This window comes from Pantoea sp. Lu_F5_004 (assembly GCF_051136245.1).
GTDB classification, from domain to species: Bacteria; Pseudomonadota; Gammaproteobacteria; order Enterobacterales; family Enterobacteriaceae; genus Pantoea; species Pantoea agglomerans.
In genome coordinates this window covers 3533725-3548896 of sequence record NZ_CP194946.1, presented here as the reverse complement: position 1 = coordinate 3548896, position 15172 = coordinate 3533725, and the positions used below count along the sequence as shown (strand labels likewise).

The window sequence follows — 15172 nt, the reverse complement described above, 5'->3', positions numbered from 1 at the left end:
GCCGGATTAATTTGTAATTTATCTGCCAGCGCAGAACCGCCCGCAGGTAAGGTTCCGGGATCGGGCGTTTTAGAAAATACGCCCCAAAAGCCGGACGGGGCTTCATTTATTGAAGGCTCACTTGCAGAAAATAGTTTTTTATCTGCAGCAAAAGAAGAGTGGGTAATAAAAATACAGTGCAAAATGATAATTATTTTTTTCATGATATTTTAAAAGTTAAATATACCTCAGTCATAAAAGTCGGCTTAGCGCGCGGGGAAAGAGCAGGCTGGTATAAATAACCCAGCCTGCTTTTAATGCGGATTTTAATTATCCGATGGTTACATCGTCTTCAATATATAACTGTACCACGGAGCCATCGGCTGCAGAACTGGTGTAATGGTTATAGTTAACCCCATTTGCCACTAATCCTTCCGCCTGCTCCCAGTTACCATTGAGCGTCACCGTGTCGCCATTTTCCCCTCTGACAAATAACGTATTATCGTTATCCGTTACCTTCAGCAGACTTTCTGCACTGACCACCAGATTGTCTTTTCCGGCGTCCGTCATCAGGTCGATGGTTTCAATATTATTGACCCTGGCCGAGATATCACTGAGGTTCAGCGTACCTGTGCCATGCCAGGCCAGCGTATCGTTACCATCAGCGCCGTTGATTGAGATGAAATCGGTGTCATAGACTTCGAAAACATCCGCACCGCTGGTGCCGGTGAAGGTAATTTCGCCACCCGCGCTGCCATCAACATCAACCCCCAGGTTAAAGCTCAGAGAAGCATTGCTGCCGTCTGACAGGGCATAGGTGAAGGTGTCAGTGTTACCGCTGTGCGCAAACGCATCATCCACCTCGTAGCTGTAGTGACCCGCCTCATCGATAACCAGCGTGCCATAGGCGCCTTTAACGCTGACGGCACTGTCGTCGGTAATCGCGGTGGTTTCACCATTCAGGCTCACCGATACCACGGTCAGATCGGCTGAGACATCCGCTATGGAACCGGCAAGGTGCTCTGTCACTTCGTTGAAGTGCAGGCCCTGCTGAACATAGAGTTTGACTGCCGAGCCATCCAGTGCCGTGCTGGTGTAGAGGGTGTAGGTAATGTTATTCAGCGTTTCCACGCCGTTAACGGTCCACACGCCCTGCAATGAAAGGGAGTCATTGCTGCCACCCCTGACATACAGCACATTGCTGGCATCAGTGATTTTCTCAATATCATCGGCACCAATCAGCAGCGCCGTTGCCTGGGCGTTGTCCTGCAAATCGATGATTTCGATATTGTTCACTTTGCCCGCGATCTCACTGAGGTTCAGCTCGCTTGCACCATTCCAGACCAGCGTATCCTGACCCGATTTACCATCCACCGAGGTGAACTGGGTGTCGTGAACGGTGAAGCTGTCATCGCCAACGGTACCGGCAAAGATCAGCGCACCACCTTCCGATCCATCCACGGAAACACCCAGCGTCATCACCAGATTTTTGGTGGTGCCGTCCGCCAGAATGTAGGTGAATGAATCTTCACTGCCGGTCAGTTTGATCACCGAGTCACTGTTCAGCGTGTAGGTATAACTCCCATCGGTATGAATCGTCAGCGTGCCGTAGGTCCCCGCAATGGTGGTGCCCGCTGCGGCCACCAGCGTGTAGCTTGCGGCACCGGTCACAATACCCGCGGTTATCGATTTCACCAGCAGTGAACTGTCACTGGCGCTGTCGCTGGTAAAGACCGAGCCATTGACGCTGGAGCTGGTGCTGACCTTATAGTCGGTGGTGCTGACGATATTCACTGCCACTTTCACGGTGAGCGCGTCGTAGTTGGTTGACCACAGGAAGCCAGGATGTCCGGACTGCGTGCTGTCGACCACGATGCGATAGGTTCCCGCACTCTGGCCTTCCAGCGAAACATTCAGCGGACTGCCGCTGGTAACCGCCTGAGTGCCGCTGGTCACGTTGTCCCAGCGCAGCGTCTGCTCGTTATAAACCTGCAACGACCAGTTCACCGAAACGGTATTGCTGGCATTGATCGACGCCCCGGTCACGCTGACGTTAATCTCCTGCAGATCGCTGATGCTGTTAACCGTGAAGCTCTCACTGGTGAAGCTGCTGGTCGCAGTGTTCATCGTGGTGGTCTGCGCCACGCTGTCGCTGAGCAGAGCAACGTCGCCCGTGACATCGGCCGCATTGTTTTCAGGCGCGGTTTCGGTGCTGCTCAATTTCATGTCACGATCAACATAGAGGTTCACGGTCTGACCATCGGCGGTGGTGCCGACGTAATGAACGTAATCCACATTGTTGACCACTTCACTGCCAGAGAGCGTCCAGCGACCGGAGAGGGTCAGTGTGTCTGTGATGGCACCTTTAACAAACAGCGTGTTATCAGCATCAGTGATATCCGCTATGTTTTGCGTGGTGACAACCAGATTATTGACCGCGCTGTCATTAACCAGCTCAATCTCTTCGATATTGCTGATTTTCGACTGCAGATCGCTGAGCGTCAGTGTGCCTGTGCCGCTCCACACCAGCGTATCCAGACCTTCACCCCCATCAATATGGGTGAAGCTGCTATCGCTCACGTTAAAGATATCGTCGCTAGCCGTACCTGTTACATCCTGCGCAGCGGTAACGGTATATTCCGTTCCATTCTGGCTATCCGTATAGGTGGTTGAAGAGAGATTAATCCCCTGCTGCACGTAGATATCGACCACTGTTCCGGCAGCCGTCGTGCTGGTGTAGTGCGTGTAGGTGATGCTGTCGACGATTACCGTGCCACTGTCGACCCAGGTGCCTTGCAGCGTCACGCTGTCGCCAGCGATGCCTTTGATATACAGCGCATTACTTTCGCTGGTGACATCTTCTACGCTCTGCGCATCCAGCACCAGATTGTCGCTGCTGGTGGTTGAGGTCAGCATGATCGATTCGATATTGCTGACTTTCGCTGCGACGTCGCTTAAGACCAGCTGGCCATTGCCATGCCACGCCAGCGTGTCGTCGCCAGCCGCACCATCTACCGAGGCGAAGTTAGTGTCATACACATCAAACACATCGTCTGCCTCAGTGCCGTGGAACACCAGAGCACCGCCGTTGCTGCCGTTAACCTCAACGCCCAGATGGATCGTGACGGTGGCAGTAACGACCTCACCATTGGCACCTTTCAGCGCATAGGTGAACACGTCTTCAGAGCCGGCTGGCAGTGTGGTGGTGGCAGGGGTGTAGGTATAAGCCCCGTTGTTATAGATCACCAGGGTGCCATACTGACCCGCAATGGAGACGCCACTTTCGGTGACCCAGGTATAGCTGTCATCGATCGTCACATCGCTGGTGCTGTCACCGGCTTTGGCATAGATGCGGGTGTAGATAGAACTCAGCTTATCAACCGCACCGTCTGTGCCTTCATCGGTCAGCACGTTGCCAGTGGCGAGTTCATTCGCGGTGATGACGTAGTCCGTAGTGCTTAAAACATCCACGTTCATGTTCACTCTGATCGTGTTGGTTGCCCCCGTTTTGGAGACAGCAATCCGATAGGTTCCTGCTTCAGAAACCAGAGAGGACATGTCGGTGAGAAGCAGCACTTCGTCACTATGGTTGCCCGCTTTCACCACTAACTCGTTGGTGGTTACCGTTGACCAGCTTCCGTCTTCTCCCAGTTTCTGGACTTCGTAGACGAGAGTCATATCCTGCGAGAAGTTATTGCCCCAGAAATCATATTGCGTTGAGAGCTTAAACTCGCCGGTCACAATGTCATCTGCAGAATTCAGCGTGAATGAGTCGGTGTAAATGGCTGCACTCTGTGCTGTCAGCAGGGCTTCGGGCATCGTGTCACTGGTTTTGTTGTAAATCACCGTAACGCTGGCATTTGCCTCGTTACTGGAAGCAATGTCGGTGATCGCTGCCGCCGTGGGATCGGTTGGATCCCAGCTCAGATCCAGAGCCGCATTGGTGGTACCAATCTGCACGTGAATCTGGGCGGATGAACTCTGGCCGGTGGCAGAGTCGGTAATGGTATAGGTAAAGGAATCTACCTTACCGATGCTGTCCATGGACGAGATCGGGGTATAGACATAGCTGCCATCGGCGTTGATGACCAGCGTGCCATACTGACCCACCAGTGTGGCGGTTTTGGTGGTGGCATCCAGCGTGACAGATGTCACGGTGCCATCACTGCTGGTCACGCTCGCCGCACTCACTGAGGTATAGGCGCTGTGCGGAATACCATCTGCCCCATAGACGGTATCGACATCCGTGATCACATTGCCGGTTGCCGTGGTGTAGTCGGTCGGCGTGCCCTGTTCCGCCAGCGTATAGACGGTTTTAGAGGCGTTCAGATTAAAGCTCGCACCGACGTTAATACCGCCGGTGGTATAAACCAGCTGATACTGGCCAGCAGTCAGACCGGTTAGCGTGATGGTGGAGGTGGATGCGCCCAGTCCAAACATGCCAAACAGGTTTCCGCTGTTCTCCTCAGAAACGGTAACCCAGGTGCTGGTGGATGAGTCATACTTCTGCAACACCAGCGTCGAGTTACTGGCGACGTTAAGGAATGCGGAAGAGGTGGCCGTAACATCAAGATCGATAATGGTGCCATCGGCGACCACAATCGGATCACTGACAATCTTATTGTTAAACGACACTAATCCGCTGTCTTCCAGTACTGTCCCCAGATCCTGACTCACATCAACCGGATAGGTAAAGCCGACCGCTGCACCTGAGCTGACATTATCGGAGGCGGTCAGCACAATCGCCTGCACATTCAGATCCAGAGCGTCAGAAGGCGCGCTGCTGTTACCTGCCGCATCTGTCACGGTAAAGGTCACTTCATGCGTGCCGTCATACAAACCGTCTTCAGCGGTAAATTTCCAGCTGCCATCATCAGCAACGGTAGTTTCGCCGACGATCTGACCTTTGTCATAGATCGTAACGGTGGCACCAGGCTCAAGATCGCTGCCGCTGAAGGTGAGTTTACTGTCGCTCTGGGTTTCGGCTGTATTAATAGCCGCGCCCACTTCATCGGTGATCACCACCGCAGCAATGTCCACACCTTCAGGTGCAACAGAGTCCACGACATAACTGACAGCGTCAGATTCACCGCTGCTGTTACCTGCCGCGTCGACTGTCTCAAACGTAAAGCTATGGTCACCCTCAGTCAGCGCTTCAGACGGCGTGAAAGACCAGCTGCCATCGTCGGCGACCTGAGCTTCACCCAGTACCGTACCATTATCGCGAACGATAATAGTGGTGCCCGCTTCCTGGCCTGAGGCGCTAAAGGTCGGTGTGGTATCACCGATAGCGCTGCCAGCGACTAACGCATTGCCTGCATCATCTGAGACCACCATCGCGGCCACATCAATGACCTCTGGCGCAACGGTGTCGACCACGACGTTAACGGTGTCGCTGCTGGTGTTGCCTTCCGCATCCGTTACAGTCACGATTAACGCATGGTCACCTTCAGCCAGGGCTGCTTCAGGCGTAAAGCTCCAGCTTCCATCTTCGGCAACCACGACACTTCCCAGCACGGTTTCACCATCGGCGATAGTCACTGTGGTGCCTGGTGTCTGATCTTTTCCGCTAAACGTCGGGGTGGTGTCATTTATGGCATCGCCATCAACAATCACGCGTCCTGCATCATCGGTAATTACGACACCGGTGTTAATGCCTTTGGTAGCTGAGACTGAGAGATCCAGTGCCTCAGACATGCCGCTGCTGTTGCCGACTGCATCGGTGACTTCAAACGTAAAGTGATGATCGCCATCGTCAAGTGCGGTTGATGGTGTAAACGACCAGCTGCCATCCTCATTCACCGTCGTTTCACCCAGTACAGTTTCACCGTCGCGAATAACAACGGTGGCTCCTGCTTCGAGATCTTTGCCACTGAAGGTCGGCATGTTTTCAGAGGTAACATCCGCGGCGGTAATCGCATTGCCATCTTCATCGGTCAGAGCCACCGTAGTGATATCAACCCCATCTGGCGCGGTGGTATCAATCGTGACGTTGAAGATGCCGTCATTACTCACACCTTCTGAATCAGTAACAGTGACCTTGATAGCGTGCGCACCTTCAGCCAGTGGGTTTTCCGGCGTGAAGGTCCAGCTTCCATCTTCACCAACTGTCACGGTGGTCAGCGTCGTTTCGCCATCAGCGATGACGATATTGGTTCCCGGTTCGAAGTTTTTACCGTTGAAGGTTGGGGTGCTGTCACTAACAGTGTCGCCATCCAGAATAGCGGTACCGTTATCATCAACGATCTCCATAGACGGCGCGGTTTGCACCACGACATTAATGGTGTCATTGACCGCGTTGCCGCTGGCGTCGGTGCCGTCGATGACCAGCGCGTGCTCGCCGTCGGCCAGCGGGGCGTCAGGGGTAAAGGTCCAGCTGCCGTCCTCGCCCACGGTGGCGGTGCCGAGCTCGGTGTCGCCGTCGGAGACGGTGACGGTGGAGCCGGGCTGCATGCCGCCGCCGCCAATTGTTGGCGTACTGTCGCTGGTGGTGCTGCCGTCGGCGATCGGGTTGCCCGCGTCGTCGGTGAGGCCCGGCGCGGTGGCGCTGGTGTCAACGGTGACGTCGACGGTGCTGCTGCTGGCGTTGCCGTTCGCATCAGTACCGTCAACCACGAGCGCGTGCTCGCCGTCGGCCAGCGGGGCGTCAGGGGTGAAGGTCCAGCTGCCGTCCTCGCCCACGGTGGCGGTGCCGAGTTCGGTCTCGCCGTCGGAGACGGTGACGGTGGAGCCGGGCTGCATGCCGCCGCCGCCAATGGTCGGGGTGCTGTCGCTGGTGGTCGCGCCGTCGGCGATCGGGTTGCCCGCGTCGTCGGTCAGGCCCGGCGCGGTGGCGCTGGTGTCGACGTTCACGTTCACGGTGTCGTTCACCGCGTTGCCGTCCGCACCGGTGCCGTCGATGACCAGGGCGTGCTCGCCGTCGTCCAGCGGCGCGTCAGGCGTGAAGGTCCAGCTGCCGTCCTCGCCCACGGTGGCGGTGCCGAGCTCGGTGTCGCCGTCGGAGACGGTGACGGTGGAGCCGGGCTGCATGCCGCTGCCATTAATGGTCGGGGTGCTGTCGCTGGTGGTGGTGCCGTCGGCGATTGGGTTACCGGCGTCGTCGGTCAGGCCCGGCGCGGTGGCGCTGGTGTCGACGTTTACGTTCACGGTGTCACTGACCGCGTTACCGTCGGCGTCGGTGCCGTCAACCACGAGCGCGTGCTCGCCGTCAGCCAGCGGATTTTCCGGCGTAAAGGTCCAGCTGCCGTCCTCGCCCACGGTGGCGGTGCCGAGCTCGGTGTCGCCGTCGGAGATGGTCACGGTGGAGCCGGGCTGCATGCCGCCGCCGCCGATGGTCGGGGTGCTGTCGCTGGTGGTCGCGCCGTCGGCGACCGGATTACCCGCGTCGTCGGTGATGCCCGGCGCGGTGGCGCTGGTGTCGACGTTTACGTTAACGGTGTCACTGACCGCGTTGCCGTCTGCGTCGGTGCCGTCAACCACGAGCGCGTGCTCGCCGTCGGCCAGCGGTGCCTCGGGGGTGAAGGTCCAGCTGCCGTCCTCGCCCACGGTGGCGGTGCCGAGCTCGGTGTCGCCGTCGGAGACGGTGACGGTGGAGCCGGGCTGCATGCCGCCGCCGCCGATGGTCGGGGTGCTGTCGCTGGTGCTGCTGCCGTCGGCGATTGGGTTACCGGCGTCGTCGGTGATGCCCGGCGCGGTGGCGCTGGTGTCGACGGTGACGTCGACGGTGCTGCTGCTGGCGTTGCCGTCCGCACCGGTGCCGTCAACCACGAGCGCGTGCTCGCCGTCATCCAGCGGCGCGTCAGGGGTGAAGGTCCAGCTGCCGTCCTCGCCCACGGTGGCGGTGCCGAGCTCGGTGTCGCCGTCGGAGACGGTCACGGTGGAGCCGGGCTGCATGCCGCTGCCATTGATGGTCGGGGTGCTGTCGCTGGTGGTCGCGCCGTCGGCGACCGGATTGCCGGCGTCGTCGGTGATTCCCGGCGTGGTGGCGCTGGTGTCGACGGTGACGTCGACGGTGCTGCTGCTGGCGTTGCCGTCGGCGTCGGTGCCGTCAACCACGAGCGCGTGCTCGCCGTCATCCAGCGGATTTTCCGGCGTGAAGGTCCAGCTGCCGTCCTCGCCCACGGTGGCGGTGCCGAGCTCGGTGTCGCCGTCGGAGACGGTCACGGTGGAGCCGGGCTGCATGCCGCCGCCGCCAATGGTCGGGGTGCTGTCGCTGGTGGTGGTGCCGTCGGCGACCGGATTACCGGCGTCGTCGGTGATTCCCGGCGCGGTGGCGCTGGTGTCGACGGTGACGTCGACGGTGCTGCTGCTGGCGTTGCCGTCCGCACCGGTGCCGTCAACCACGAGCGCGTGCTCGCCGTCGGCCAGCGGGGCGTCAGGGGTGAAGGTCCAGCTGCCGTCCTCGCCCACGGTGGCGGTGCCGAGCTCGGTGTCGCCGTCGGAGACGGTCACGGTGGAGCCGGGCTGCATGCCGCTGCCATTGATGGTCGGGGTGCTGTCGCTGGTGGTCGCGCCGTCGGCGACCGGATTACCGGCGTCGTCGGTCAGGCCCGGCGCGGTGGCGCTGGTGTCAACGGTGACGTCGACGGTGCTGCTGCTGGCGTTGCCGTTCGCATCAGTACCGTCAACCACGAGCGCGTGCTCGCCGTCGTCCAGCGGGGTTTCCGGCGTGAAGGTCCAGCTGCCGTCCTCACCCACGGTGGCGGTGCCGAGCTCGGTGTCGCCGTCGGTGACGGTCACGGTGGAGCCGGGCTGCATGCCGCCGCCGCCGATGGTCGGGGTGCTGTCGCTGGTGCTGCTGCCGTCGGCGATCGGGTTACCGGCGTCGTCGGTCAGGCCGGGTGCGGTGGCGCTGGTGTCAACGTTGACGTCGACGGTGCTGCTGCTGGCGTTGCCGCTGGCATCGGTGCCGTCAACCACGAGCGCGTGCTCGCCGTCGTCCAGCGGGGCGTCAGGGGTGAAGGTCCAGCTGCCGTCCTCGCCCACGGTGGCGGTGCCGAGTTCGGTGTCGCCGTCGGTGATCACCACGGTGGAGCCGGGCTGCATGCCGCCGCCATTGATGGTCGGGGTGCTGTCGCTGGTGCTGCTGCCGTCGGCGACCGGATTACCGGCGTCGTCGGTGATTCCCGGCGTGGTGGCGCTGGTGTCGACGTTCACGTCGACGGTGTCACTGACCGCGTTGCCGTCCGCACCGGTGCCGTCAACCACAAGCGCGTGCTCGCCGTCATCCAGCGGGGCGTCAGGGGTGAAGGTCCAGCTGCCGTCCTCGCCCACGGTGGCGGTGCCGAGCTCGGTGTCGCCGTCGGTGATCACCACGGTGGAGCCGGGCTGCATGCCACCGCCGCCGATGGTCGGGGTGCTGTCGCTGGTGCTGCTGCCGTCGGCGACCGGGTTACCGGCGTCGTCGGTGATTCCCGGCGTGGTGGCGCTGGTGTCGACGTTCACGTCGACGGTGCTGCTGCTGGCGTTGCCGCTGGCATCGGTGCCGTCAACCACGAGCGCGTGCTCGCCGTCATCCAGCGGGGTTTCCGGCGTGAAGGTCCAGCTGCCGTCCTCGCCCACGGTGGCGGTGCCGAGTTCGGTGTCGCCGTCGGAGACGGTGACGGTGGAGCCGGGCTGCATGCCGCCGCCGCCGATGGTCGGGGTGCTGTCGCTGGTGCTGCTGCCGTCGGCGATTGGGTTACCGGCGTCGTCGGTGATGCCCGGCGCGGTGGCGCTGGTATCTACGGTGACGTTCACGGTGTCACTGACCGCGTTGCCGCTGGCACCGGTGCCGTCAACCACGAGCGCGTGCTCGCCGTCGGTCAGCGGGGTTTCCGGCGTGAAGGTCCAGCTGCCGTCCTCGCCCACGGTGGCGGTGCCGAGCTCGGTGTCGCCGTCGGAGACGGTGACGGTGGAGCCGGGCTGCATGCCGCCGCCATTGATGGTCGGGGTGCTGTCGCTGGTGCTGCTGCCGTCGGCGACCGGATTACCGGCGTCGTCGGTGATTCCCGGCGTGGTGGCGCTGGTGTCGACGTTCACGTCGACGGTGTCACTGACCGCGTTGCCGTCCGCACCGGTGCCGTCAACCACGAGCGCGTGCTCGCCGTCGTCCAGCGGGGTTTCCGGCGTGAAGGTCCAGCTGCCGTCCTCGCCCACGGTGGCGGTGCCGAGTTCGGTGTCGCCGTCGGAGACGGTGACGGTGGAGCCGGGCTGCATACCGCCGCCATTGATGGTCGGGGTGCTGTCGCTGGTGCTGCTGCCGTCGGCGACCGGATTACCGGCGTCGTCGGTGATTCCCGGCGTGGTGGCGCTGGTGTCGACGTTCACGTCGACGGTGTCACTGACCGCGTTGCCGTCGGCGTCGGTGCCGTCAACCACGAGCGCGTGCTCGCCGTCGTCCAGCGGGGTTTCCGGCGTGAAGGTCCAGCTGCCGTCCTCACCCACGGTGGCGGTGCCGAGCTCGGTGTCGCCGTCGGTGACGGTCACGGTGGAGCCGGGCTGCATGCCGCCGCCGCCGATGGTCGGGGTGCTGTCGCTGGTGCTGCTGCCGTCGGCGATCGGGTTACCGGCGTCGTCGGTGATTCCCGGCGTGGTGGCGCTGGTGTCGACGTTCACGTCGACGGTGCTGCTGCTGGCGTTGCCGCTGGCATCGGTGCCGTCAACCACGAGCGCGTGCTCGCCGTCATCCAGCGGGGTTTCCGGCGTGAAGGTCCAGCTGCCGTCCTCGCCCACGGTGGCGGTGCCGAGTTCGGTGTCGCCGTCGGTGATCACCACGGTGGAGCCGGGCTGCATGCCGCCGCCATTGATGGTCGGGGTGCTGTCGCTGGTGCTGCTGCCGTCGGCGACCGGATTACCGGCGTCGTCGGTGATTCCCGGCGTGGTGGCGCTGGTGTCGACGTTCACGTCGACGGTGTCACTGACCGCGTTGCCGTCGGCGTCGGTGCCGTCAACCACGAGCGCGTGCTCGCCGTCGTCCAGCGGGGTTTCCGGCGTGAAGGTCCAGCTGCCGTCCTCACCCACGGTGGCGGTGCCGAGCTCGGTGTCGCCGTCGGTGACGGTCACGGTGGAGCCGGGCTGCATGCCGCCGCCGCCGATGGTCGGGGTGCTGTCGCTGGTGCTGCTGCCGTCGGCGATCGGGTTACCGGCGTCGTCGGTCAGGCCGGGTGCGGTGGCGCTGGTGTCAACGTTGACGTCGACGGTGCTGCTGCTGGCGTTGCCGCTGGCATCGGTGCCGTCAACCACGAGCGCGTGCTCGCCGTCGGCCAGCGGGGCGTCAGGGGTGAAGGTCCAGCTGCCGTCCTCGCCCACGGTGGCGGTGCCGAGTTCGGTGTCGCCGTCGGTGATCACCACGGTGGAGCCGGGCTGCATGCCGCCGCCGCCGATGGTCGGGGTGCTGTCGCTGGTGCTGCTGCCGTCGGCGACCGGGTTACCGGCGTCGTCGGTCAGGCCCGGCGCGGTGGCGCTGGTGTCGCCTTCCGCTGGATTACCTGTGTTGTCGCCCGCGCCCGGCACAGAGGCACTGCCATTGTCTTCTGCCGGGCTGCCTGCATCATCACTCGCGCCCGGCGTCGTGTCACCGGTGTCGATGATAACGTCGACGGTGCTGCTGGCAGGGTTGCCGCTGGCATCGGTGCCGTCAACCACGAGCGCATGCTCGCCGTCGGCCAGCGGGGCGTCGGGGGTAAAGGTCCAGCTGCCGTCCTCGCCCACTGTGGCAGTGCCGAGCTCGGTGTCGCCGTCGGTGATCACCACGGTGGAGCCGGGCTGCATGCCGTTACCACTGATCGTGGGGGTACTGTCGCTGGTAGGACGACCAGCCACGGGGTTGCCGGCGTCATCGACAAGAGATGGCGTTGTGCCAGCAACAACGCTGGCAGTGCTATTGTCCTCATTGGCTGCTGCCGTATTGTTATTTCTTGAGGAGGAGCCACCTGAGTTTGATGCTGCAGCCACACCAATTATCGCGGCCAGACCACCTAAAACACCACCCGCCAGATAGACATTGTCAGTGATGAGCGGATCCGCAGTCGTTGAAGCGAGTTCATATACGCCATTAGCCGCATCATAGTTATACGCATAGGCCACACCATCCGGGCCAGAGGCAGTCATAATCGGGAGTTCATCTGCGCTGACGTTTTGCAGGACGATGTCATACTGCTCACCCGTTACATCATCCACCAGCTTAAATTTCATCTGGCCGTTAGCTTTTGACGCAACGATTTTCTGCGGAGGCTGCCCATCAACGCTGTGAACTTCATAGGACGCAGCCTGTGGCGTGGACTTCAATGCCAGCGACTGCCCAGGTTTTAAAGCATGCTTAGCAATGATATTGCCATTACTGTCTTTAATAATTAATTGAATTTTCATTTTTCACCCATAGATGCCGAAATGAACCGGGCGATTAATTAATCACCAGGCGTTGCTGTGCTGATTTAAGAAAAATTTTGTTAAAACAATTAATTAACCTCCATGTAGCCGTTAATAATGGCCACCTGCTGTGGCGTAATAAACATGGCTGAAAGTATTATTTCCTGTAATGAGCGGTGCCATTTGATACGCTGCATTAATAATGCGGAACGCCTTTTCCTGTACCTTGCCATAAGGTGAGTGATCGTTTTTCAGAGTAAGGTTTTAACCTGTTTTAGGATTGATTCGCTTATCCTGAATGTTTATTGCCCCGGTTATATGGCTCATGGATGAGTTCGGGTAACTGAGTGTTTATCCGGGGCGGTAACGCTATTTGGTATAACTTAAACCACCTCTCTCTTATCAAAGGGACAGGAGGGGGTGATGATTTAATTATTCAGGTAACTGCAGTCGGCATTCTTACAAATAAACTCATAAAATGGAATTTACAGAGTCCTGGTAAGATATAGTATCGATAAGAGTCGTTATGCAAAATATTATTCTTTAAACGTTTTTCTGGAGTGGTTTTTTAGTGTTAAATTCTAAAAATAATCTCTATTGCAGTTTTTATCAGATTTTTATGTCAATTCAATGTAAGCGTAGGTAAGGCGCTTTTTTTTGCGCGTAAAAAAGAGTTTCAAAATGGATTATATAAAAAATTCAATAAAAACAGTTCATTGTGTGATGCGATTTGGTTTATCAGGGGCATTATTTCAAAGGTGATCTGTTTTTTTTACACCTGATGTTAATAGGTTTTGCGTACAATAAAAACCTGCGTTGTCATATGGCAATAAATAATGGTGGGATATTTTTAACAATAAATGCACTCTTAATTATCTTTCTGTGAGACAGGCAATAAGATAATCATTTTATAGTCTATGTTAAAATCTATAGCGTGTTGCAGTGTGTCTGGCAGGAGAGAGGTAAATATCTACAGTCTGTGAAGAGGGGCGTGTCTTTATGTTTGCTTCTTCGTTTTGGATTTTCTGATTTTATTCGCGGGTATAATTATTCCCTTTGTTCTGATAACGGTGATTTATTGTACCCTGACGGCTGGGCTGCCTGTTGGGTATCACGGCATACCTGACAGGCATCCTGAAACACGCAGGTGTTGTTAATACCTGCGGCAACGTTTGGTTTCAGCAGACAGTGGACTCAGAAGGGTAATCGCAAGGCAGGGAGTTAATTCGTTGAAGCACATTTCACATTCTCTCGGGAATGAGTCTGTATAGTGCCTTCTGCAGCAATCTCTCTCTTCATTTTTGCAAAAAAAGCCCGGCTTACGCCGGGCCTGATTTTATCTTTACGCCATCTTCAAACGCTGCAATCGTTTCTCGCGGCGAATCTTACGCTCTTCCATCACGGCAACCAGCGCCATCAGGCAGATACAGGCGATAGCAGCGGCATCCAGTGCGGCAAAGGTGCCCGCCCAGCCGGTCAGGCCAAATATCGGCGTGCCGTCGGCAATCATGCCAAGGCCCAGTTTAGCGAAGCTGTCACCAATCAGATAGGCGAAGGTGCCTTTGATGCCATCTGCTGCGCCGATTGCCTTTTTCGGTACAAAGCCGACCGCGGCGACGCCGATTAACAGCTGCGGGCCAAACACCAGGAAGCCCAGAGCGAACAGCGACGCCAGATAGACATACTGGTTGCTGGCATGCTGATAGATCCCGAGCGTGGCAATAATCAGCGCTAACGCGACGCAGGCCACCAGCGCACGGCGGCCATTGGCCAGATCGGATAACCAGCCCCACATCAGCGTGCCGACCAGTGCGCCCACTTCAAACAGGGTAAAGCCCTGAATCGCCACCTCTTTAGATAGCTTCAGCTCCTGGAAGGCGTAAACCGTTGACCACTGATCGATCCCGATGCGCACCACATAGAGGAAGATGTTGGCGAAGCAGAGCAGCCAGATCACTTTGTTCTTCAGTACGTACTCAATAAAGATCTGCCATTTGGTCATCGACTCATCTTCAGCTTCTTTGTCCTCATCGCTCAGCTCTTCGTCAAACAGCTCTTCGGCCTTGCCCAGGCCATAAGACTCCGGGGAGTCGCTGCCGTAGCGCAGGCCGATAAAACCAACAATCAGCGCGATAATAGACGGGAAGATAAACATCCCAATCACGTGGCCGTTGAACAGCACATTGGCGCCAAACAGCGCAACGCCTGCCGCACCGGCACCGCCGAGGTTGTGGGAGATATTCCACATGCCAAGATAAGTACCTCGTTTGCGGCGCGGCGTCCATTTGGTGATGGTGGAGTAGCTACAGGAGCCGCCGGTACTCTGGAAGAATCCGCTTAAGGCATAGAAAGCGATCATCAGGAACAGGCTGACGGAACCGGTGCCCATGCTGGCGCTGAAACCCAGCATACAGATGGCCGAGAGGATCAGCATAAACGGCAGGAACTGCTTGGTGTTTTTGCCATCAGCATAATAGGAGACCAGGGTTTTACCGACGCCATAGGTGATGGAGAAGCCCAGACCGATCATCCCCAGCTGCGTCATGCTCAGTCCGTAGGTGGTGATCATATCGTTCTGTGCAATGTTGAAGTTTTTGCGGATCAGATACATGGTCAGGTAGCCGATAAAGACCACCAGATAGGACTGCATAAACGGCTTGAACCACATCTTGCGCCGCAGTTCGATCGGCAGATCCAGCGTTGGTCTGCGCACCTGTTTAAGGAATGCCAGCATGGAAGGGGATTCTCCTGGTTGGAATAGCTGCAATGGGCAGCGAATGGCTGGCATTGTAAAAACCTGCCGCCAGACTGGCCTGAGACAGCATCCAGGCGAAACCAGGAAAAT

Annotated in this window: 2 protein-coding genes; both read right to left on the bottom strand. The window is 58.6% G+C overall.

Going from position 1 to position 15172, the window contains the following annotated elements; genetic code table 11:
* Positions 1-309: 309 nt before the first annotated feature.
* Complete coding sequence (locus tag ACR8BN_RS16490; protein ID WP_434747121.1) at positions 310-12327, bottom strand: BapA/Bap/LapF family large adhesin; 12018 nt, start codon at positions 12325-12327, stop codon at positions 310-312.
* Between the two features lie 1342 nt (positions 12328-13669).
* The gene (uhpT, locus tag ACR8BN_RS16485; RefSeq protein WP_434747120.1) at positions 13670-15061 is read right to left on the bottom strand and encodes a hexose-6-phosphate:phosphate antiporter; all 1392 of its coding nucleotides are present in this window, start codon (positions 15059-15061) and stop codon (positions 13670-13672) included.
* Positions 15062-15172: the final 111 nt, after the last annotated feature.